Here is a 19,608-nt window from a genome sequence, read left to right as displayed (position 1 = left end):
AACAGCCTTGAGAATGACGGCAGGGCTGCTTTTTGCGGTCTGTAATGGAATATCTTTACTTTTAACCGAATTTATTAAGATTTCAGTGTTACAATGAGATCATTATAAACTGGGAGGATTCGAATGAAAGTATTAGAGCTTTTCGAGCCGGCGGCCATTGACGTGTCGGATGAAGACGCGCGTATGGACGCGGTGATTCAGGCACTTGTTAACGCCGGGGAAACGGTGAAGCGCTATGATATAATTGGAATGAAAAAGGATTTTGCCGAAAATGAAATGGTTGAAAACCTGCTGGACGCCGAAGGACCGGAGGTTTTACCCATTACCCTGATCGATGGTGTGCTGGTAAAGCAGGGTGGTTACCCCTCCAACACAGAGATTGCCAACTGGTTTGGCATTACAGAAGATACCATCGCTGCGTGCTGCAGAGCTTCGGGGAAGGGCTGCGGCAGCTGTGGCGGCTGCGGAGGGCAACATGAAAGTTAAAAAGAAGCTTTTTATGTCTGCCCTGGCTGTCCTTGTAACCTCGTTGGTATTTGCCGGCTGCGGCAGCAAGGACGGACCAGCGGGAAAGGCTGAGTACCTTGGATTTCTGGGCGGTCAGTTTACCTCGATGACCAGCACTGTTCAGAGTATTCAGGATAAGTTGTCGGGATTTACGGAGGATTCTCTGTCCGACAGCGCATGGGTAGCGGATATGGATAAGCAGCTGGACCAGGTCGATAAAGCATGTGACGCCATTATCAGCTATGATAAGGTACCGCAGGATTATACGGAGCTTCACAGTAAGCTCACCAATATGGCGAATCAGCTTAAACCGGCGGTGGCAGCGTATAAAACAGGAATTGAAAATAAGGATTATGATGCACTGTCCTCGGCCAACGAGCAGGTGAGAACTGCGGCGGCTTCACTTCAAGCGTATATCCCTGAGCTTAAAAATTTGCTGAGTGGTCAAAATTAGAAAACGAAAAACAGGCGGTCTGCCTGTTTTTTTGATTGACAAAACATAGAAGAAAATCTAAAATAGTTTATATGTAAACTGTTTAACAAGAAACTGTTTGCGGCCAAACCATATGGAGGAAATGATGTTTTTTAAAAATATCTCAATCATTTACCGCCACAGCGAGATTTTATTTCAAAAACGCCTGAGCGGTATGCAGCTCAATAATACAGAGCAGTCCATTCTCTTGTATTTAAAACACAATGACGGTGTTAACCAGCATGCCATTGCACGTTTTTTTCAGTTTAATAAAACCACTGTGGCGAAAACTCTGTCAGCCCTGGAGGATATGGGGCTTATTAAGCGTGAAACCAACTGTGAGAGCAAGCGTGAAAAGTGTGTTTATCTGACAGAGGCCGGCGATAAGGCAGTGGTTGCCATTAAGGAAAGCAGAAGGCAGCTGGAGGAGGAAGTGATGGCAGAATTTACAGAAGAGGAAAAGGTTTTGTTTGACGAGCTGTCAGAAAGGATTGCAGTTAAAGTTTGGAAGCTTAATCAGGAAAGTGACGGTTAAGACAGACTGTTTTATGAATGTGAACATTGGAGGAGAGTGAGATTTTATGGTTAATGATATGACCCGGGGCAAGCCGGCGAAAATTCTGATGGTCTTTATGCTGCCCATGCTGCTTGGCAACATTTTTCAGCAGCTCTACAATATAGTGGATACCGTCATTGTTGGGAATTATGTGGGCGCAGACGCGCTGGCGGCGGTTGGCTCAACGGCAGCAATGGTATTTTTACTGGTAGCGGTCGCCATGGGGCTGAGTATGGGCTGCTCAGTACTTATCTCTCAGTATTTTGGCGCGGGAGATAAAAAGAATATGCGCCGTGCGGTGTTTACCAGCATGGTTTTTATTTTGATCGTAGGAGCTGTGGTCTGTGCGCTGGGCCTTGCCATTTCAGACTGGCTGCTGCATCTGATCCAGACGCCGGCCAACATTTATGAAGGCGCGTCTACCTATATCAACATCTATTACATGGGATGCATTTTTTTATTTACCTACAACGGACTGGCTGCAATATGTCGTGCTGTGGGCGATTCAAAAACCCCTCTGTATTTTTTAATTGTCGCGGCGCTTTTGAATATTGTGCTGGACCTGGTATTCGTTATTTATTTTAACATGGGTGTGGCCGGTGTGGCCTGGGCTACGCTGATCGCGCAGGGCGTATCGGCCGTTACCTGTCTGATCTACGTTTATTTTAAAGTGCCGGTGCTTAAGCTTCACAGGGAAGACTGTGTGTTTGATTTTAAAATGCTGAAGGATCTGCTGGCCTATGCTATCCCTTCAACAGTGCAGCAATGTATTGTGTCGTTCTCAATGATGGCAATCCAGGGTCTGGTAAACAGCTTTGGTTCAGTTTTTATCGCGGGTTATACCGCGGCGACTAAAATTGACTCCATCGCCATCCAGCCATTGCTCAGCATTACCATGGCTTTATCTACCTTTACGGCGCAGAACATTGGCGCTGGCCGCACAGAACGTGTTTACGAAGGCTTTAAAGTAACGATTTTGATCGTGGTGATCATGTGCCTCGCGATTTCCGGGTTGATTTTTTTATTTGGGGATGTCTTTATCGGTGCGTTTGTGGATTCTGTTGCAGACGCGGGTGTTATCCAGGTTGGCGTTGAGTATATCCGCATCGTTTCAGTATTTTACGTGGTCATGGGACTTATGTTTTCAGCCGGCAGCGTGCTGCGCGGCGCGGGAGATGCCACAGCCTTTATGATGGGCTCTCTGTCAAACTTTGTTGTCCGTATCGCGGCTGCGTATATTCTGGCAGGAATGATCGGCGCAAGCGCAATCTGGTGGTCTATCCCCATGGGATGGGGCGTCGGCCTGGTGGTTAACTATGCCCGTTACCGCAGCAAAAAATGGGAAAATAAAGCCATTATCAGCAAAAAACAGATCGAAGCTTAAAGATGCGATGCCTAAGGGCATCTTTTTTAATGCAACTAAAACAAACATATTTTGTTAAAAATGGTTGGTGGACAATCGGGCAGATTCTGTTAAAATTGGTATCAGGAGGTATGGAAAATATGAAAAATCAGTTAAGTATGAATCTGACTGCACTCCGGAAAATGAACCAATATACGCAGGAGGAGGTAGCATCCAGAATCGGCGTTAGCCGTCAGGCTGTGGCAAAATGGGAAAGCGGCGAGAGCGCACCGGATGTCATTAACTGCAACGCATTGGCCGAAATGTACAATGTGAGTCTGGATGACCTTGTGAATTATAATGAAAAAGAAAGAGACGGCCTGGCCATCCCGCCAAAGGATAAGCATATGTTCGGCTGTGTGAGCGTGGGAGAGCGCGGGCAGATTGTTATACCTAAAAAAGCACGCGAAATTTTTGATATAAAACCCGGTGACCGGCTGATGGTTCTTGGCGATGAGGATCCTGAGAGAGCCGGTATTGCCATTGTAAAGGAAGATGTTTTTATGGAGCTTGCCGCCCAGATCATGGACGCAGTGAAAAGAGGCGAGGAATAGATGAATCTGTTATCTGTCGAAAATCTCAGCAAAAAATATCCGGCTTTCGAGTTAAAGGATGTCTCCTTTGATGTAAAGCAGGGCAGCATCATGGGCTTTATTGGAAAAAACGGGGCAGGAAAGAGCACCACCCTCAAGGCCATGCTGAATATGGTTCATCCCGACAGCGGCACCATTGAAATGTTGGGAAAAGATTTTAACCAGAACGAAGCATGGTGTAAGCAGAATATCGGTGTCGTGCTGGGAGGAATTGATTACTATCCCAAAAAGAAATTGAAGACCATCACCAAAGTGACCAGCCGGTTTTATGAAAAATGGGATGACAGAAAGTATCAGCAGGCTTTAAAGATTTTTGAGCTTGATGAGTGTAAAACTGTGGACCAGCTGTCAGCCGGCATGCGAGTTAAATATCTCATAGCACTGGCGCTTTCACACCATGCCAGCCTTTTGATTTTTGACGAGCCGACCAGCGGACTGGACCCTGTATCAAGAGATGATCTGCTGGTTTTGTTTAAAAAGCTGGTGCAGGCGGGTGACCGCAGCATCCTGTTTTCTACGCATATCACATCAGACCTGGAAAAATGCGCGGATACCATTACCTATATTAAGGACGGCGCAATTCTCGCCAGTGAAGATCGGGAAGCATTTATCCGCCATTTCCAGTATCTTAAGGATAAGGAAAGTGATCCTGCGCTGTCGCTGGAGGACATTATGGTTCACATGGAAAGGAAAAAATATGATGAGAGCATTGCTTTATAAAGAACTGCTTTTAACCAGTCTGCCGCCGATGTTTATCTTTATGTTCTTTGGTGCCATGCTGATGATTCCCGGCTATCCCTATTATGTTCCGTTTTTCTTTGGCTGCCTTGGGCTTTTCTTTACCTTTCAAAACGGGCGTGAAAACAAAGATACCTTCTATACTGCGGCGCTGCCTATCTCAAAGGGAGACGTTGTCAGAGCAAGATGCCTGCTGGTAGTGCTGGTAGAGCTTGGCGAGGTGCTTATCTCTGTTCCCTTTGCTGTTCTGCGGGCATATGTGCTGCCGCCGAATCCGGTAGGGATTGAGCCGAATCCTGCGTTTTATGGTTTTGTATTGGTGATGTTTACCATCTTTAATGTGATCTTTCTGACGCAGTTTTACAAAACAGCGTACAATGTTGGAAAGTCTTTTATAATCGCCCAGATTCCTCTGTGGCTATACATTATCGTGATGGAAGCACTGGTGCATTTCCCAACGCTCAGCGCTTATCTGGACACAACGGAGCCATCGATGATGTTGGGGCAGCTGCCGATTCTGGCAGCCGGGATAATAATTTATGTATTGGGAATACTGGTGGCCTGCCGTGTTTCTATCCAGCGATTTGAAAAAGTCGATTTATAAAATAATCAGTGAGCGAAGGGCGAGGGCCCTTCGCTTTTTATATAGACTGCAAAAAGATTGACAGGTGCCTTTAATTCCGTTATGCTGGACTTAAAGATCTAATCTTTAAGGAGTGAATATTATGAAAGAAATTATCAGTTGTTGTGGCGTTGTCTGTACAAGCTGTGAGTATTATCCTGAAATCTGCGCGGGCTGCCCAGCTATTGAGGGAAAAGCCTTCTGGCTTGAGTATACCGGTGGGGTAATCTGTGATATTTATAAATGCTGTATTCTCGAGAAGAAGCTCCCCCATTGCGGAAAATGTGAAGAGCTGGCATGCCACCGCTATTTTGATACCCCGGACCCTACCAAAACTCAAGAAGAAAATGAAGCGGATTTTAAGAGACAGATGAAACAGCTCAGGAGGATGAAATAGTCGTGAAGATAAGAAAAATGCAGTTTTCTGACATACCAGAACTCGCCAGGCTTTATTACCAGTTTTGGAGAGAAACATCAGATGTTGAGGCTATGAAGCGCCAGTTCAGACGTCTTGAAAAAACAGATACCCATATTCTTTTATGTGCGGAGGATGACAGCCGACTTATCGGGTCGGTGATGGGCATAATCTGTGAGGAGCTCTATGGCGACTGTCATCCTTTTATGGTGCTTGAAAATATGATTGTGGATAAAGCCTGCCGTCAGAGCGGCGTCGGAAAAGCTCTGCTCAGCGTTCTGGAAAAGCAGGCGAGGGAACGCGATTGCGCACAGATCATCCTGGTGACCGAAAAAAACCGGAAAGATGCCTGCTGCTTTTATGAAGCGAATGGATTCCAGATAGATAATACAGGGTACAAGAAAAAATTATGAAGTGTATGCTTACCCTTCGTTTTCTTTTTGTGAATCGATACAGCACTTTTTAACCAGTCACTGCGTGGTGCGCCGATTTGCTGAAAGGCAATTGAATACTGAGGGAAATAAGAAGCAGGTATCATGCTGGAATAAAGGTTGATTTAGGGAATTCCCTGAAAATAGAATTGAGTTGCAGTAAAAAAATGCGTATAATAGTAGTGTTATTATCTTTTGGAGGAAAATCCATGATTGATGTGTACACGCTGGATACGCATTTTTTTTCGGTTGCAGGAAAAACCGTGCATGTCGAGGTGCTTTTAAATAAGATATTTGAAGAAAGAGGACTGGCGGTTCCGGTAAAAATCAAGAAGAACCGCTATGGAAAGCCATTTTTAAAAGAATATCCCAGTCTGCATTTTAACGGTTCCCATTCGGGAGATTATCTGGTATGCGCAGTGTCCCAAAGCCCTGTGGGAGTGGATGTGCAGCGGATTGACCGGACAAAACAGGTCATGCCTCTGGCAGCGCGCTTTATGGCTCCGGCAGAGGTTTGTGGACTGGAATCTTTGGATGGTGAAACGCAGACGCGGGCATTTTACAGGCTGTGGGCGCAGAAGGAAAGCTATATGAAATACCGGGGCATGGGGTTTGCCCTGCCGCTGAGCGCCTTTGAGATACAGAGAGAGTCGGGGGAATACCAGGTCCTCGACCAGGGAAGCCCGGCAGAAGGCGTCTTTTTAAGAAGTCTGGGGCTGGCTCCGGATTACGAGCTATGGGTATGCGGCGAGGAGCCTGCGGTACGGGAAATTGAATTTGGAGTTTTATGAGGAATAGGAATGGAAAAAACAGAAGAGAAGATCATCATTAATAACAGTTTCGTAAAGGGATTAGAAGATGGAATTCCCATTGGGCTGGGCTACCTGTCCGTGGCTTTTACCTTTGGAATGATGGCCGTCACCCAAGGGCTTCCCGCATGGTCTGCGGTACTTATCTCCATGACAAATCTGACCTCTGCGGGGCAGTTTGCCGGACTGGATTTGATTGTGCTTGGCGCTCCCTTTGTGGAGATGGCCCTTACCCAGCTGATCATTAATTTGCGCTATGCGCTCATGTCTTTGTCGCTCTCGCAAAAACTGGAAGACTCTGTGACTACCCTGGAGCGTTGCCTGATCGCCTTTGGCAATACAGATGAGATCTTTGCCGTGAGCAGCGGACAGCCTGGAAAGCTGGGAAAATGGTATATGTTTGGCCTGATGGTGATGCCTTATATCGGATGGTCCGGCGGCACCCTGATTGGCGCGGCGGCCAGCACCATTCTTCCGGAGTTCATACGCTCTGCTCTGGGGATCGCTATTTATGGTATGTTTATTGCCATTATCATACCACCGGCCAGAAAGAAAAAATCGGTCAGAGCCGTGTTGGTTTTTGCGGTGGCATTAAGCTGTATTTTCACCTTTGCGCCTGTCCTCAATCAGGTATCGACAGGCTTTACCATCATCATCTGTACCATTGCGGCGTCGGCCTTTGGGGCATGGTTCTTTCCCATCAGTGAGGAGGAAGAAATATGACAGCCACTACTTTGTTAATTTACATTCTGGTTATGGCGGGTGTTACCTATTTAATCCGCGTTTTGCCGCTGGCCCTGTTTAAAAAGAAAATAGAAAGCAAATTTGTAAAATCCTTTTTATATTATGTGCCTTATGCGGTTCTCGGAACCATGACCTTTCCGGCTATTTTCTATTCTACCGGAAGCCTGTACTCTGCGACTGCGGGGCTGATCGTTGCCATTTTACTGGCAATGAAAGAAAAAGGCCTGGTCACCGTGGCTGTGTTTGCCTGCGCGGCGGTGCTGGTAGTGGAGACGGTGCTGGGATATTTGTAAAAAAGGATTGACTTTCCCCCGCGGGGCAGGCGTATTATAAATATGAGGTGAGAATCATGTACCGAATCAGTGAATTTTCAAAAATAACCAATTTAACGGTCAAGGCGCTGCGCTATTATGACGAGCAGGGAATCCTGGCGCCATCTCATCGGGACAGCCAGAATGGCTATCGCTACTACAGTGAGGAGGATTTCAAACGGGCACAGCTGGTTGCGCTGCTGCGATCCTTTGATTTTTCCATTTCCGAACTGCGGGACGTCATGGAAAACTTTGACGAGGATGCAGATCTGACTTATTTTCTGGAAGAAAAGAAAGCTATGATCGAGAATAAAATTGAAAAGGAAAAGGAACTGCTGAAAGAAATCTCCCTCTATATTGAGCCAGTCGGCCAGGAGGAAAGCCATATGCAGTATAAAATTGAAGTAAAACGTCTGGAGCCCGTAATGGTTGCATCGATTCGCTATCAGGGACTTTACAGTGAGGTGGGGAAGTATATCGCCAGAATATATAAAGCGGTGAAGGGGAGCGCCAGCGGTATTCCATTTAATCTGTACTATAATGAAGCCTACCAGGAAAAAGCGGATATAGAAATCTGTGTGCCTGTCAAGCGCTACATTGAAGCCGCGGGAATTGAGTGTAAGACACTCCCGGCAGTGGAGCGTGCTGTTTCGACCATACACCAGGGAAGCTACAGCCACTTTAATCACGCTTACAAGGCGCTGCTGGATTATTCCAAGGCGCAGGGTCTGAAGCTGTTGATTCCATCAAGGGAGATATACATAAAAGGACCCGGCGTCATTTTTAAAGGAAATGAAAATAAATATATGACGGAAATTGTCATTCCCTTTGAATAAACCCTTCATTTTATATTGACATTCCAAAACCCTTTTGCTAAAATAAAGGCGTTCATCGGAGGGTGTACAGTCTGTAAGATTGATATGCTGGATAAGATGGTTGATACCATTTTATCCAGCTTTTTTTCGTTTCCGGGAATATTAGAAAATAGAGGAGCAGTATAATGGATTTACTAAAAGGAAATCTGAAAAAGATATACTTTAAATACCTGTTCGCGTCCTTTGGCAGCGCGCTGATCGTATCGGTTTACTCATTGGTGGACTGCGTAATGGTAGGGCAGTATGAGGGGCCAAACGGCGTGGCAGCACTGGCGACAGTGGCGCCTGTCTGGAATATTATTTATAGTCTGGGTCTGTTGTTTGGTATCGGCGGTTCAGTTTTGATGAGCGCGGCAAAGGGCGCGGGAGATGAGCGCCGGGGAAACAGCTTTTATACAATGGCTTTCATCGGTGTTACCGCCGCTGCCCTTTTTTCCTGGCTGGGTATTATTTTCTTTCAGGATGCACTGCTGCGCCTGTTCGGTGCGGATGATCTGCTCCTTGGGCTGGCAGGCAAATATCTTTTCTGGATAAAATTTGTGGCGCCCCTGTTTGTGTTCGGGCAGTTTTTGGCCGCCTTTATACGAAATGACAATGCGCCAGCAACGGCGACGATGGCTGTTATGGCCGGAGGTGTTTTTAATATTATCGGCGATTATATTTTTGTTTTTGTATGTGACATGGGGATCAGCGGCGCAGGTCTGGCGACAGCTCTGGGACAGGTGCTGTCAATCTTTATTTTATGCAGCCACTTTCTAAGCAAAAAATGCCGTCTCAGATTTGAGAGGCCTGTGGGCTTTGGTCATATGACCCGTCAGATTGTGATCACAGGATTTTCGACTTTTTTTATTGATATTGCCATGGGGATATTATCCATGATGTTCAATAACCAGATTATGAGATATAGCGGCAGCTCCGCACTGGCGGTTTACGGCGTCATTATCAATGTCAACACCCTGGTACAGGCCTGTGCTTACGGTGTGGGGCAGGCAGCTCAGCCCATCATTTCCATGAACTACGGCGCAGGGATGGAAGACCGCATCCGGAAAACACTGCGTTTTAGTCTGATTACAGTCGCTGTGCTGAGTGTTCTGTGGACGGCTCTGACCATGTCCCTGCCAGAGCCGCTTATCCGCCTCTTTATGAGCCCGACGCCAGAGGTGCTGTCCATAGCGCCTGATATCATGCGGAAGTATTTTATTTCCTTCTTGCTGTTAACCTATAATATCTATTCGACCTATTATTTCCAGGCTATCATGAAGCCGAAGGCGTCCCTTGCCGTGTCTGTCTTGCGTGGAATGGTGGTGAGCGGGCTGCTTATTTATACGCTGCCCGTCTTGTTCGGCGCGGAAGCGCTGTGGTTTGCAATGCCCATAACAGAGCTGGTTATCGCTGTTATGGTCGCGGTTTTGATGCGGCGTTATAACAAAAGTCTTGAAGCGTTGTCTTAAACAAAAATTCAAAATAACAAAATTAAAAAGAACCTGAAAAATTTAATTTCAGGTTCTTTTTAATATAATTTATTTATGCCGTTTAGTCAATTCTACAAACAAATCGTCAAAGGTCACACCCTGGTTGTTTAAGAGCACAGTCAGGTGGTAAAGTAAATCGGAGGCCTCGTAGGTGAGTTCTTCCTTTGAATCGTTTTTGGCGGCGATGATGGTTTCTGCGGATTCTTCACCGATCTTTTTACAGATTTTGTCAACGCCTTCCCGGAAGAGGTAGTTGGTGTATGAGCCTTCCACTGGGTTTTCCCGGCGATCCTGTACCTGGTCGGCCAGCTTATGAATAATATCCATATTTCCTGTAGCTTTTTCTTCATTGGTGTATAGGTTACGATAGAAACAGGAAGTCTCGCCTGTGTGGCAGGCAGGGCCTTTTGGAAGTACCTGTACCAGCAGTGTGTCGGCGTCGCAGTCATAGTCGATAGCTACGACCTCCTGGTAGTTGCCGGAGGTCTCGCCTTTTGTCCACAGCTCTTTGCGGCTGCGGCTCCAGAAAGTGGCCTTGCCGGTTTCCAGAGTCTTGTCTAGAGCTTCTTTATTCATGTAAGCCACCATGAGTACCTGACGAGTGTAATAGTCCTGAAGGACTGCCGGAATCAGACCATGGTGGTTAAATTTCAGTTCGATAGCATTGTTCATTTTGTTTCTCCTAGATTTTATTTTCTTACCGCGATGCCCTCGCCGGCCAGATAAGCCTTTAGCTCAGGAATAGGTATCTCTTTATAATGGAAAACCGATGCGGCCAAGGCGGCGTCGGCCCCGGCCTCCAGGACCTCTGAAAAGTGAGACTTTTCACCCGCTCCGCCGGAGGCAATGACGGGAATCGTCAGAATTTCAGACAGCTTGCGGTTGAGCTCAAGGTCATAGCCCCGCTTAACACCGTCGGTGTCAATGGAGTTGATACAAATTTCGCCTGCGCCCAGCTCCTGGCCGCGTTTAGCCCATTCGATGGCGTCGATGCCGGTGTTTTCACGGCCGCCTTTTACATAGACATCCCAGGAGCCGCTGCCGTTGCGCTTGGCGTCGATGGAGAGCACCACGCACTGGTTGCCGAACTTGAGGGCCGCGTCACGGATCAGCTGGGGATTCTTAACCGCCGAGGAATTGACAGAGACCTTGTCCGCCCCGGCCATAAGCACCTTACGGAAATCCTCCACCCGGCTGATGCCGCCGCCGATGGTAAAAGGGATGCGGATAGCCTCAGCCACCTTTTCCACAATATTGATAAAGATATCCCGCTCCTCGTAGGAGGCAGTAATATCGTAGAAAACGAGCTCGTCTGCGCCCTGCTCAGAGTAATAGCGCCCCAGCTCTACCGGGTCGGCTACGTCCTGTATATCCTTAAATTTCTTTCCCTTGACTACCCGTCCGTGGTCCACGTCCAGGCAGGGGATAATACGTTTGGTCAGCATTTCAGCATTCTCCTTTTAGATAAGCGGCCAGGTCGATGGTGCCCTCATACAGGGCTTTGCCGGTAATGGCGCCGTAAAGGTTCATTTCCTCCAGTTTTTTGAGATGCCCGGCAGAGGCGATGCCGCCGGAGGCGATGATATCCATGTTCAGATGCAGGTTGAGAACATTTAGCATGTCGAAGTTGGGGCCGCTCATCATGCCGTCCTTGGAGATATCGGTGTAAACCAGGGTGGACAGGCCCAGACGCTCCAGTCTGGCGGCAAGCTCCAGCGCTTCAATATTGCTGCTTTCTACCCAGCCCTCTGTACAGACAATACCATCCTTGGCGTCAATGGAAACGCAGACCTTCTCGTCATACAAAGCCAGAAGCTTTTCGATAAAGCCAAGATCCTTCACAGCCTGTGTCCCGATGATAATGCGGCTGACACCGATATCCACATACATTTTTGCAATTTCTTCATCGCGGATACCGCCGCCGAGTTCGACCGGGATATCAAGTGCCTTGACGATGTTTTTGACGACCTCCAAATTCTGGGGCTTTCCGTCAAAGGCGCCGTCAAGGTCTACCAGATGAAGGTATTCGGCGCCTTCGGATTCCCAGCGTTTGGCGACCTCCACAGGGTTGTCGAAATAAATGGTTTCATCGTCCTTAACACCCTGCTTCAGGCGGACACATTTTCCGTTTTTAATATCTATGGCGGGGAATATAATCATTTGAGATTCTCCTTAAAATTCATGAGTAGTTGGGTTCCGACCTTTGAGCTTTTTTCAGGGTGGAACTGCATGCCGATGACGTTCTCTTTCCGGACAATGCCTGGTACCTTAACAGAGTAATCGGCATAGGCGACGACATCGTCAAAATTTTTTGGCTGTGCGTAATAGGAATGGACAAAGTAGACGAAATCCTCGCCGCCGATACCCTTGACCAGGGGATCATCGCGGTTGATGATGAGATTGTTCCAGCCCATGTGCGGAATTTTGAGCCCCGGCGCGTCAAACTTGACGATCTCTCCGGGAATATAGCCGAGACCTGTCCACTCGCCGTCCTCGTAGCTTTTATCAAACAGAACCTGCATGCCCAGGCAGATACCCATGAGGGTTTTGCCGGACTGCACATTTTTGTTCAGACAGTCGATGAGGTCGAACTGTCTGAGGTGATCCATGGCGTCGCTGAAAGCGCCGACCCCTGGAAGGATAATGGCCTCGGCGTTATCCACGACCCTTGGGTCACGGGTGATCACGCCTTCCAGCCCCACATCCTTTAACGCGGTGTAGACATTTTTTAAATTGCCTACGTCATAATCAATGATTGCGATCATTCCAAAACTCCTTTTGTGCTCGGCACGCCCTTAACGTTGGGGTCAATGGTGACCGCCTGTTTCAGAGTACGGCCAAAGCATTTGAAAATTCCTTCCACAATGTGGTGGTTGTTACGGCCGTAAAGCGAAGCCACATGGATCGTCATTTTGCTGTTGTTTGCAAACGCGATAAAAAATTCTTCCAGCATCTCGGTTTCAAATTCGCCGATGTACTCTCGTGTCAGCGGGACGTCATAAACCAGATAAGACCGCCCGCTGATGTCAATACAGATACGGCACAGGGCCTCATCCATGGGGGTAAACTGAAAAGCGTAGCGGGTGATACCGGCTTTATCACCGAGGGCTTCGGCAAAGGCTTTTCCGAGAAGAATACCGATATCCTCCAGCACATGGTGGTTATCTACGGCGTCTCCCTTTGCCTTCAGAGTCAGATCAAAGCGGCCGTGCTTGGTGAACAGGGTCATCATGTGATCAAAAAAGCCAACGCCTGTGGAGACAGCACACTGGCCGGTACCGTCGAGGTTCAGGGTCAGTTCAATGTCGGTTTCAAAGGTTTTTCTTGTTAGTGTGATTTTTCTTTCCATCTTATAATACCTTTTTCAATATTTCAAGTACTTTCCGATTTTCTTCAGGGGTGCCGATAGACAGCCGGATACTGGCAGGCATCGCTTCGTTTCCTTTAAAAAATTTGATGAGGATGCCATTTTTTTTCATGGCTTCATAGATTGCCTCGCCTTTACTGGTTTCAAAGTAAATGAAGTTAGAGGCAGTAGGGTAAAGTGAATCCAGCGGCATATCACGCAGTGCCTTGTACATTTTATGGCGCTCAGCATTCAGTGTTTTCAGACGGTCGAGAAGCTTTTCGCGATTTTTAAGGGCGATGACGGCTGCCTTTTGTGTGAGCACGTTGAGATTGTAAGGCGATTTGACCTTATACATCACATCGATAAGCGTTTTGCTGCCAAGACAGTAGCCACAACGGATGCCTGCCATACCAAAGGCCTTGGAAAGTGTTCTTAAAACCAGAAGGTTTGGATAATTTTCGATGAGATCCACATGGGTGCTGCCCTTAAATTCCATATAAGCCTCATCCAGAATGACCAGAGCATTAGTTTCTTCAAGTATCTGGACAATGTCGTAGCGCGGGAACAGGTAGCCGGTGGGGTTGTTGGGATTACAGAGGTAGATGAGCTTGGCGTCATTTTCTTTGGCGGCGGAAATAATGCCCTCCACGTCTGGGATATGTCCGTCTTTATCGGTTACGCCCACAAACTGGCCATCGGCAATGGCTGTCCAGATCTGATACATGGCAAAGGAGGGCGTGTGTGTGACGGCCGTATCGCCGGGATTCATAAAGGACTGGTTGATCATGGCGATAAGCTCGTCTGAGCCAGAGCCGCAGATGATCTGGTCAGCCGGTACACCAGTATAGTCTGAGAGTTCACCCAGAAGCTCTGGGAAGCAGGCTTCTGGGTAGCGGTTCAGCGGTGTCTTCATAATCTCATCGCAGAGCTCCTTTTTCAGCGCTTCAGGAAAATCCCAGGGGTTTTCGTTGGCATTGAGGATAATATCATACTGCGGGGCTTCGACCTTGTAGGCTTCAAGATCTTTAACACATTTACGCGCAAAGTTTTTCATGACGGACTCCTTTACTTGTCTTCATAGCGGCGCTCCACGGATTTCGCGTGGGCGTCAAGCCCTTCGGAGCGGGCAAAAGCAGCGATCTTTTTATAAACCTTTTCCAGAGCATTCTCGGAATAGGAGAGAATGCTGGATTTTTTCATAAAGTCATAAACGCCAAGGGGCGAGGAAAATTTAGCGGTGCCGGAGGTTGGCAGGGTGTGATTTGGCCCTGCGAAATAATCGCCCAGCGGCTCAGGGGTGTAGCTCCCGAGGAAAATAGCGCCGGCGTTGCGGACACGTTCCAGGTACTGCATTGGCTCAGGCAAGAGAATTTCCATATGTTCAGGTGCGATGGCGTTGGAGAGCTCAAAGGCCTGGTCTAAGTTTTCTGCCAAAAAGACAAAACCGTAGTTGTCCACTGATTTTCGGGCGATCTCTTTACGTCCCAGGTCAGCCTCAATCTGGCGGTAAACCTCAGCGATGACCCTTTCGCCAAAATCGGCGTCGGTGGTGACCAGAATAGGCATGGCCATTTCATCATGCTCAGCCTGTGAGAGCAGGTCAGCAGCAGCGTAAACAGGATTGGCCGTTTCATCAGCCAGAATCAATACCTCGCTGGGGCCTGCGATCATGTCGATGGCAACTTTGCCAAAAACTTCTTTTTTGGCAGTAGCCACATAGATATTTCCAGGGCCTACAATTTTATTTACGGGCAGAATACTTTCGGTTCCGTAAGCTAATGCGGCGATGGCCTGTGCACCGCCTACTTTGTAAATTTCATGAACGCCGGCAATTCTGGCGGCGGCCAGAATATTCGGGTTGATTTTTCCGTCTTTTCCCGGAGGGGTTACCATGACCAGGGAATCGACACCGGCGACAATGGCCGGGATGCTGTCCATCAGCACCGTGGAGGGATACGCAGCTTTACCGCCGGGCACATAGAGGCCGACCCTCTCCAGCGGAGTGATGTGCTGCCCGAGGGTAATGCCTGGACTGGGATTATACATCCAGGTTTCTTCCTTTTGCTTTTCATGAAAAGCGCGGATATTTCCTGCCGCTTCTTCAATAATAGCGGCCATTTCCGGTCCTACCAGCTCAAAAGCTTCCTGAATTTCGGTGTCGGTAACACGCAGGGCTTCCAGGCGGCAGCCGTCAAATTTTTCAGTGTAGTCTATGAGTGCCGCGTCGCCCTGGGATTTGACGGTATCAATGATTTCCAGAACCCGGCTTCGGATTTCCTGGTTCTCACCCTCGTCACGCTTGAGAAGCGTATCGAGATTGTTAATGCTTTCATTATATGTGTAAGTTTTCATGGAGATTCTCCTTAATTGATCGAAAGGTTGGTTTCAAACCTTTCAATAATCGGGTCAATCATGGCGCCCTTGGTTTTAAGGCTGACCTTATTGACAATGAGCCGTGAACTGATGTCGCAGATTTCTTCCAGCACTACCAGACCGTTTTCGCGCAGAGTGCTGCCGCTTTCCACGATATCGACAATGCAGTCTGACAGCCCTAAAAGAGGGGCCAGCTCCACTGAACCATTGATCTTGATCAGGTCAACTGGCTCGTCTTTGCTGTTAAAATAATTTTTGGCAATGGCCGGGTATTTTGTCCCCACCACCAGTTTTTTTCCAAACTGGGGCTTGGAATCCTTAAAGCCAGCAACGCACATTTTGCACTGGCCAATATCCAGATTTAAAAGCTCATAAACATTGGCAGGGTGCTCCATTAAAACATCCCGGCCGACAATACCAATATCCGCCGCCCCTTTTTCCACGTAGGTGGGAACATCGGGAGATTTTACGAGGAAAAACTCAATGGCGCCAGTGGTATCCTGAAAGATAAGCTTCCGGCTTTTCTCGTCATAATCTTCAAAAATATATCCAATTTTCTGTAAGAGCTCGATGGCTTTTCTGGCCACGCGGCCCTTGGCTAAAGCTAAACGTATCTGCATCTTAGTTCACCTCTGCTTCGATGATGCTGTCAATGGCTTGAAAGCTTTGACCAGTAAAACGGTAGGTCTTCTGATCGCGGATCAAATAATAATGGGCATCCTGATAGAGTGCGTTCCGGGAAAGAGCAGCGACACATTCCTCAGGAGTGGTTTTTAAGACAAACAATTCAGCGGGCTGTCCCTTTTGACGCAGAATCTCTGCGCTTTTATACCCTTCACATTTGTCCTCCGGAGCATAGAGAATAACGTTTTTTTTCTTTTCAGTTTGAGGCATCAGATGGTATTGCTCCATATACTCCATCATTTTCAACAGATCGATCCCAAAGCCGCAGGCTGGACGGGAAATGCCGAATTTTTCAGATAAATGGTTGTAACGGCCACCATTGATCACTGGCTCACCCCAATTGTTGATATAGCCCTTGAAGATAAGGTCAGAATAGTAGTTCATCTGATTGGTGAAACCTAAATCAAAGGAGATATACCGGGCATAGCCTGTAACCTCCAGATGACGGTAAATGGCCTTTAACTTATCCACCACACATTTCATAGCGTCATTTATGCAGAGCGATTCCATTTTTTTGAAAACCTGCTGTGGTTCGCCGTAAAGTTTGGGTAATTTTAAAATAATAGCTGCGACTTTATCATCAAGGTTTTTGCGGCTTAAAAATTCGCCGATATCGCCGATGTTTTTGTTTTCGATGTATTTAAACAGCTGTGTTTTTTCCTTAGGGCTGAAGGCCAGCTCATCCATCAGGTGATTGATAAAGCCGACGTGTCCGAGATCAATATGGACGTCCTCGATGCCGTTAGACAAAAGGGACTCGATGGCCAGTGCGATAATCTCGCCATCACACTCAGGGCTGTTATTCCCAAAGTATTCAACGCCCATCTGAGTCATTTCCTTTTTAACGCTTTCCGGTGATGCGAAGCTGCGGTAAATATTGGTTAAATATGAAAATTTGATTATTTCATCGGGATCGTGGTGATTGATGGCGGCCATGCGGGTGACAGCCAGCGTGGCGTCAGGCTTAAGGGCCAGCACCTTCCCCTGATGGTTGACAAGTTTAAACAGATCATCGCTGGCGATGGAATCCTCGGCAGCGTACAGATCATAGGCCTCAAAGGTCGGTGTCGATATGGGATGGTAACCGTACAGTTCAAAAAGCTGTCCCAGGTTATTCTCTATTTTCTGCAGTGCGGGATAGCCTTGATATTGGATATTCTCAAAGCCATCGATCGTATAATTTTCTAGCATTGCTTTCCTCCGGTAATTTATTGCGGTAGTGCAATAAAGTAATGTGGTGATATAATAACATTTATTTTATAAAACGTCAATATTCTTAGGAAAATTTAATCTTTTTTGAGTATGGTATACTCAGGATATTATTATTTTATCATAAAATCCCTAAGGCAACTCAGTTTTATATTGAAAAATAGTGAATGATGGTGCAAAATAGATAAAGAGAGTTTGGTTTGGCGCATGAGTACAGAAAATCGAGGAAGATTTTATGGATACATTTTTAATATTCAACCTGATTGGCAATATCAGCCTCTGGCTGTTGATCATTGCCTTGATTATAACTGGCTTTTTCTATTACAATTACCGTTTAAAAAAAGAAAACCTTGAGCAAAAGGAACAGTACCGCCTGGACGTAGACCTGATCAGAACCATGCTCAATATGGTATCGGATTGTGTGATCCTTCTGGATGAAAGCGGCACGATCCTCCGTGTCAACAAAAAGCTGGAGGAATATTATGGGCGCTCGGCTGATAAGATTGTCGGCAAGAATTATCAGCGGTTTCATACAGATTTTGATTATGAAGAGCATAAATCGAATATGCGGCTTAATTTTGATTTGGGAAGCACCTATACGCTTTCGGTAAAATACTATATGCCGGATCGTTCTGTCATACCTTTTTCAGTTGAAATTCACCGCTTTATTTTCAGCGAAAGGGTATATTATGGCATTGTGGCCAGAGATGAAAAGAATCTTCAGGAACGTGAAGCTTATATTGAAGAGCAGGCGAGCAAGCTGGTGGAGATCGAGCATATTGCCCGCATGGGCTATTGGGAGCTGAACCACCAGAATAAGGAAATTGTCTGGTCCAGAGAGCTTTATCACATTTTGGGTTATGAAATTAATACAATTAAACCAAATCTGGACATTCTGTTTAAAATGGTTTACCCGGCCGACCAGGAACGAGTAACAAAAGCCTTTCTGGACGCGTTCCAGAATCAGGAGACGGTGGATATTCATCACCGCATTATCACAACTAAAAACGAAGTTGTGGATGTGCTCAACCGTATCCGGCATACTTTTTCCAGCAAAAATGAGCACCTGTCCACCATCGGGATCGTCCAGAATATTTCGGAGGAAAAGGAACTCAGAGATAACCTGGATTTTCAAAGCCAGTATTCAAAAGCCGTTGTGGATAATTCGGATATGCTGGTATTAACGACCGACGAAAATAATAATATTTTGGAAGTCAATCCGTTCATTGAAGAACTGACTGGCCAGTCAAGAGAAAACCTCATCGGCCAGCCCGCAGAAGAAATTTTTGGCCGTGTTGGCCAGCGCCATACCAATAAGGACAGAAATTACCGCAGGCCCCTTGACCTTCGTGACAAGGAGGGCAGAATCCGCTGGATCTACTGGAACACGAGAGAGTTGTCATATTTTGATAACCGTCGTGTTTGTGTCAGTGTTGGGCTGGATGTATCAGAAGGCGTGGAATACCGCAATAAGTTTGAATACCTTGCCTACCATGAACCCATCACGGGTCTCGCCAGCCGGCTTAAGCTGCGCCAGGTTCTCACCCGCTATTTTGCAAAAAATGCCGGAAAGCCTGGGAAACATATGGCGCTGCTCAATATATCGTTGACCAATTACCATGAAATTAACGATCTGTATGGCTACGAGGTTGGTGATCAGCTGGTTAAACAGGTATGTGAGCAGCTGAGTGACCGCGTAGGCCATTATGGTCTTCTGGCCCGCCACAGCGATGATTTGCTGGTGCTTTTTTTGCCAAACCGTAACGCCAGAGAAAAAATTGAGCCGATTTGTATCGAGATTATTGAATGCCTCAACGAACCCTGTGTTGTGGAGGGAATGACCTTTACGATAGGCGGCCAGATTGGCGTGGCAAAATATCCCGAAAATGCGCAGAATAAAGAGGACCTTCAGCGCTTTGCTGACGCGGCCATGAACTGCGCCCGGCTGGATACCTCCATCGATTATTACTTTTTTGACGACAAGCTCAGAAGAAAAATGGTCGATGATAAACGGATGTACAGAAAGAACTATAAAAAATGAGGTAG

At 47.0% G+C, this 19,608-nt stretch carries 24 protein-coding genes; 15 read left to right on the top strand and 9 right to left on the bottom strand.

Annotation, left to right across the window (positions count from 1 at the left end):
• Window positions 1-123: 123 nt before the first annotated feature.
• The 14 genes from CPZ25_RS12000 to CPZ25_RS11935 all read left to right on the top strand — a co-directional run bounded on the left by CPZ25_RS12000 (window position 124) and on the right by CPZ25_RS11935 (window position 9,926).
• Window positions 124-486 carry an arsenic metallochaperone ArsD family protein gene (locus CPZ25_RS12000; protein ID WP_058693185.1) on the top strand — a complete coding sequence of 121 codons (363 nt, stop codon included), beginning with the start codon at window positions 124-126 and terminating at the stop codon, window positions 484-486.
• Window positions 476-961: a DUF6376 family protein gene (locus tag CPZ25_RS11995; RefSeq protein ID WP_096920530.1), complete on the top strand. Its 486-nt coding sequence runs from the start codon at window positions 476-478 to the stop codon at window positions 959-961. Before CPZ25_RS12000 ends, CPZ25_RS11995 begins: the two co-directional genes overlap by 11 nt.
• Window positions 962-1,082: 121 nt before the next feature.
• Window positions 1,083-1,514, top strand: a complete 432-nt coding sequence (locus tag CPZ25_RS11990) for a MarR family winged helix-turn-helix transcriptional regulator (RefSeq protein WP_158501286.1) — start codon at window positions 1,083-1,085, stop codon at window positions 1,512-1,514.
• A gap of 46 nt (window positions 1,515-1,560) precedes the next feature.
• On the top strand, window positions 1,561-2,919 hold the full coding sequence (locus tag CPZ25_RS11985; protein ID WP_096920529.1) for an MATE family efflux transporter: 1,359 nt from the start codon (window positions 1,561-1,563) through the stop codon (window positions 2,917-2,919).
• A 119-nt stretch (window positions 2,920-3,038) separates the two neighbouring features.
• Complete coding sequence (locus CPZ25_RS11980) at window positions 3,039-3,491, top strand: helix-turn-helix domain-containing protein (protein ID WP_096920570.1); 453 nt, start codon at window positions 3,039-3,041, stop codon at window positions 3,489-3,491.
• Complete coding sequence (locus CPZ25_RS11975) at window positions 3,492-4,250, top strand: ABC transporter ATP-binding protein (protein WP_096920528.1); 759 nt, start codon at window positions 3,492-3,494, stop codon at window positions 4,248-4,250.
• Complete coding sequence (locus tag CPZ25_RS11970) at window positions 4,228-4,872, top strand: ABC-2 transporter permease (RefSeq protein ID WP_058693196.1); 645 nt, start codon at window positions 4,228-4,230, stop codon at window positions 4,870-4,872. The genes CPZ25_RS11975 and CPZ25_RS11970 overlap by 23 nt, the downstream gene beginning before the upstream one ends.
• A 121-nt stretch (window positions 4,873-4,993) precedes the next feature.
• Window positions 4,994-5,287, top strand: a complete 294-nt coding sequence (locus CPZ25_RS11965) for a DUF3795 domain-containing protein (RefSeq protein ID WP_096920527.1) — start codon at window positions 4,994-4,996, stop codon at window positions 5,285-5,287.
• Window positions 5,288-5,289: 2 nt separating this feature from the next.
• A complete protein-coding gene (locus CPZ25_RS11960; protein ID WP_096920526.1) occupies window positions 5,290-5,718 on the top strand; it encodes a GNAT family N-acetyltransferase in 429 nt (142 codons plus the stop codon).
• A gap of 227 nt (window positions 5,719-5,945) precedes the next feature.
• Window positions 5,946-6,527, top strand: a complete 582-nt coding sequence (locus tag CPZ25_RS11955; protein WP_158577788.1) for a 4'-phosphopantetheinyl transferase family protein — start codon at window positions 5,946-5,948, stop codon at window positions 6,525-6,527.
• 9 nt (window positions 6,528-6,536) lie between these two features.
• Window positions 6,537-7,268, top strand: a complete 732-nt coding sequence (locus CPZ25_RS11950; protein ID WP_058693200.1) for an AzlC family ABC transporter permease — start codon at window positions 6,537-6,539, stop codon at window positions 7,266-7,268.
• On the top strand, window positions 7,265-7,582 hold the full coding sequence (locus CPZ25_RS11945) for an AzlD domain-containing protein (protein WP_074617859.1): 318 nt from the start codon (window positions 7,265-7,267) through the stop codon (window positions 7,580-7,582). Before CPZ25_RS11950 ends, CPZ25_RS11945 begins: the two co-directional genes overlap by 4 nt.
• 56 nt (window positions 7,583-7,638) lie before the next feature.
• Window positions 7,639-8,436 carry a MerR family transcriptional regulator gene (locus CPZ25_RS11940; protein ID WP_074617860.1) on the top strand — a complete coding sequence of 266 codons (798 nt, stop codon included), beginning with the start codon at window positions 7,639-7,641 and terminating at the stop codon, window positions 8,434-8,436.
• Between the two features lie 164 nt (window positions 8,437-8,600).
• The gene (locus CPZ25_RS11935; protein WP_096920524.1) at window positions 8,601-9,926 is read left to right on the top strand and encodes an MATE family efflux transporter; all 1,326 of its coding nucleotides are present in this window, start codon (window positions 8,601-8,603) and stop codon (window positions 9,924-9,926) included.
• Between the two features lie 69 nt (window positions 9,927-9,995).
• Here CPZ25_RS11935 and hisIE read toward each other — a convergent pair whose 3' ends face one another.
• The 9 genes from hisIE to hisZ are packed head-to-tail and all read right to left on the bottom strand — an operon-like array spanning window position 9,996 to window position 17,544.
• Window positions 9,996-10,619 carry a bifunctional phosphoribosyl-AMP cyclohydrolase/phosphoribosyl-ATP diphosphatase HisIE gene (hisIE, locus tag CPZ25_RS11930; RefSeq protein WP_058693204.1) on the bottom strand — a complete coding sequence of 208 codons (624 nt, stop codon included), beginning with the start codon at window positions 10,617-10,619 and terminating at the stop codon, window positions 9,996-9,998.
• Window positions 10,620-10,636: 17 nt separating this feature from the next.
• Window positions 10,637-11,392 (bottom strand): imidazole glycerol phosphate synthase subunit HisF, encoded by a 756-nt coding sequence (gene hisF, locus CPZ25_RS11925; RefSeq protein WP_058693205.1) that lies wholly within the window; start codon window positions 11,390-11,392, stop codon window positions 10,637-10,639.
• A gap of 1 nt (window position 11,393) precedes the next feature.
• Window positions 11,394-12,107 (bottom strand): 1-(5-phosphoribosyl)-5-[(5-phosphoribosylamino)methylideneamino]imidazole-4-carboxamide isomerase, encoded by a 714-nt coding sequence (hisA, locus tag CPZ25_RS11920; protein ID WP_058693206.1) that lies wholly within the window; start codon window positions 12,105-12,107, stop codon window positions 11,394-11,396.
• On the bottom strand, window positions 12,104-12,712 hold the full coding sequence (gene hisH / locus CPZ25_RS11915; RefSeq protein ID WP_058693207.1) for an imidazole glycerol phosphate synthase subunit HisH: 609 nt from the start codon (window positions 12,710-12,712) through the stop codon (window positions 12,104-12,106). The genes hisA and hisH overlap by 4 nt, the downstream gene beginning before the upstream one ends.
• Window positions 12,709-13,296: an imidazoleglycerol-phosphate dehydratase HisB gene (gene hisB / locus CPZ25_RS11910; protein ID WP_096920523.1), complete on the bottom strand. Its 588-nt coding sequence runs from the start codon at window positions 13,294-13,296 to the stop codon at window positions 12,709-12,711. Before hisB ends, hisH begins: the two co-directional genes overlap by 4 nt.
• A gap of 1 nt (window position 13,297) precedes the next feature.
• Window positions 13,298-14,350: a histidinol-phosphate transaminase gene (gene hisC / locus CPZ25_RS11905; protein WP_096920522.1), complete on the bottom strand. Its 1,053-nt coding sequence runs from the start codon at window positions 14,348-14,350 to the stop codon at window positions 13,298-13,300.
• 11 nt (window positions 14,351-14,361) lie between these two features.
• Entirely contained in the window at window positions 14,362-15,648 is a 1,287-nt protein-coding gene (gene hisD, locus CPZ25_RS11900) for a histidinol dehydrogenase (protein ID WP_096920521.1), read from the bottom strand.
• Window positions 15,649-15,659: 11 nt separating this feature from the next.
• On the bottom strand, window positions 15,660-16,289 hold the full coding sequence (gene hisG, locus CPZ25_RS11895; protein WP_058693210.1) for an ATP phosphoribosyltransferase: 630 nt from the start codon (window positions 16,287-16,289) through the stop codon (window positions 15,660-15,662).
• Between the two features lies 1 nt (window position 16,290).
• Window positions 16,291-17,544, bottom strand: coding sequence for an ATP phosphoribosyltransferase regulatory subunit (gene hisZ, locus CPZ25_RS11890; RefSeq protein WP_096920520.1), 1,254 nt, complete (start codon window positions 17,542-17,544; stop codon window positions 16,291-16,293).
• Window positions 17,545-17,797: 253 nt separating this feature from the next.
• Here hisZ and CPZ25_RS11885 point away from each other — a divergent pair, with 253 nt between their 5' ends.
• On the top strand, window positions 17,798-19,603 hold the full coding sequence (locus CPZ25_RS11885; protein WP_096920519.1) for a GGDEF domain-containing protein: 1,806 nt from the start codon (window positions 17,798-17,800) through the stop codon (window positions 19,601-19,603).
• Window positions 19,604-19,608 lie beyond the last annotated feature (5 nt).

The sequence above is a fragment of the Eubacterium maltosivorans genome (assembly GCF_002441855.2).
Classification (GTDB): Bacteria; Bacillota; Clostridia; order Eubacteriales; family Eubacteriaceae; genus Eubacterium; species Eubacterium maltosivorans.
Note: the sequence above shows the minus strand (reverse complement) of the source record. Positions and strands in the feature narration are given on the sequence as shown.

Coding starts and splice junctions, on each gene's coding strand:
- CPZ25_RS11985 (WP_096920529.1), top strand. CDS start 1,561: ATGGTTAATGATATGACCCGGGGCAAGCCGGCGAAAATTCTGATGGTC.
- hisH (WP_058693207.1), bottom strand. CDS start 12,712: ATGATCGCAATCATTGATTATGACGTAGGCAATTTAAAAAATGTCTAC.
- CPZ25_RS11945 (WP_074617859.1), top strand. CDS start 7,265: ATGACAGCCACTACTTTGTTAATTTACATTCTGGTTATGGCGGGTGTT.
- hisC (WP_096920522.1), bottom strand. CDS start 14,350: ATGAAAAACTTTGCGCGTAAATGTGTTAAAGATCTTGAAGCCTACAAG.
- hisZ (WP_096920520.1), bottom strand. CDS start 17,544: ATGCTAGAAAATTATACGATCGATGGCTTTGAGAATATCCAATATCAA.
- hisB (WP_096920523.1), bottom strand. CDS start 13,296: ATGGAAAGAAAAATCACACTAACAAGAAAAACCTTTGAAACCGACATT.
- CPZ25_RS11990 (WP_158501286.1), top strand. CDS start 1,083: ATGATGTTTTTTAAAAATATCTCAATCATTTACCGCCACAGCGAGATT.
- CPZ25_RS11970 (WP_058693196.1), top strand. CDS start 4,228: ATGATGAGAGCATTGCTTTATAAAGAACTGCTTTTAACCAGTCTGCCG.
- CPZ25_RS12000 (WP_058693185.1), top strand. CDS start 124: ATGAAAGTATTAGAGCTTTTCGAGCCGGCGGCCATTGACGTGTCGGAT.
- CPZ25_RS11950 (WP_058693200.1), top strand. CDS start 6,537: ATGGAAAAAACAGAAGAGAAGATCATCATTAATAACAGTTTCGTAAAG.
- hisA (WP_058693206.1), bottom strand. CDS start 12,107: ATGATTATATTCCCCGCCATAGATATTAAAAACGGAAAATGTGTCCGC.
- CPZ25_RS11995 (WP_096920530.1), top strand. CDS start 476: ATGAAAGTTAAAAAGAAGCTTTTTATGTCTGCCCTGGCTGTCCTTGTA.
- hisD (WP_096920521.1), bottom strand. CDS start 15,648: ATGAAAACTTACACATATAATGAAAGCATTAACAATCTCGATACGCTT.
- CPZ25_RS11980 (WP_096920570.1), top strand. CDS start 3,039: ATGAAAAATCAGTTAAGTATGAATCTGACTGCACTCCGGAAAATGAAC.
- hisG (WP_058693210.1), bottom strand. CDS start 16,289: ATGCAGATACGTTTAGCTTTAGCCAAGGGCCGCGTGGCCAGAAAAGCC.
- CPZ25_RS11965 (WP_096920527.1), top strand. CDS start 4,994: ATGAAAGAAATTATCAGTTGTTGTGGCGTTGTCTGTACAAGCTGTGAG.
- CPZ25_RS11940 (WP_074617860.1), top strand. CDS start 7,639: ATGTACCGAATCAGTGAATTTTCAAAAATAACCAATTTAACGGTCAAG.
- hisIE (WP_058693204.1), bottom strand. CDS start 10,619: ATGAACAATGCTATCGAACTGAAATTTAACCACCATGGTCTGATTCCG.
- CPZ25_RS11955 (WP_158577788.1), top strand. CDS start 5,946: ATGATTGATGTGTACACGCTGGATACGCATTTTTTTTCGGTTGCAGGA.
- hisF (WP_058693205.1), bottom strand. CDS start 11,392: ATGCTGACCAAACGTATTATCCCCTGCCTGGACGTGGACCACGGACGG.
- CPZ25_RS11885 (WP_096920519.1), top strand. CDS start 17,798: ATGGATACATTTTTAATATTCAACCTGATTGGCAATATCAGCCTCTGG.
- CPZ25_RS11975 (WP_096920528.1), top strand. CDS start 3,492: ATGAATCTGTTATCTGTCGAAAATCTCAGCAAAAAATATCCGGCTTTC.
- CPZ25_RS11935 (WP_096920524.1), top strand. CDS start 8,601: ATGGATTTACTAAAAGGAAATCTGAAAAAGATATACTTTAAATACCTG.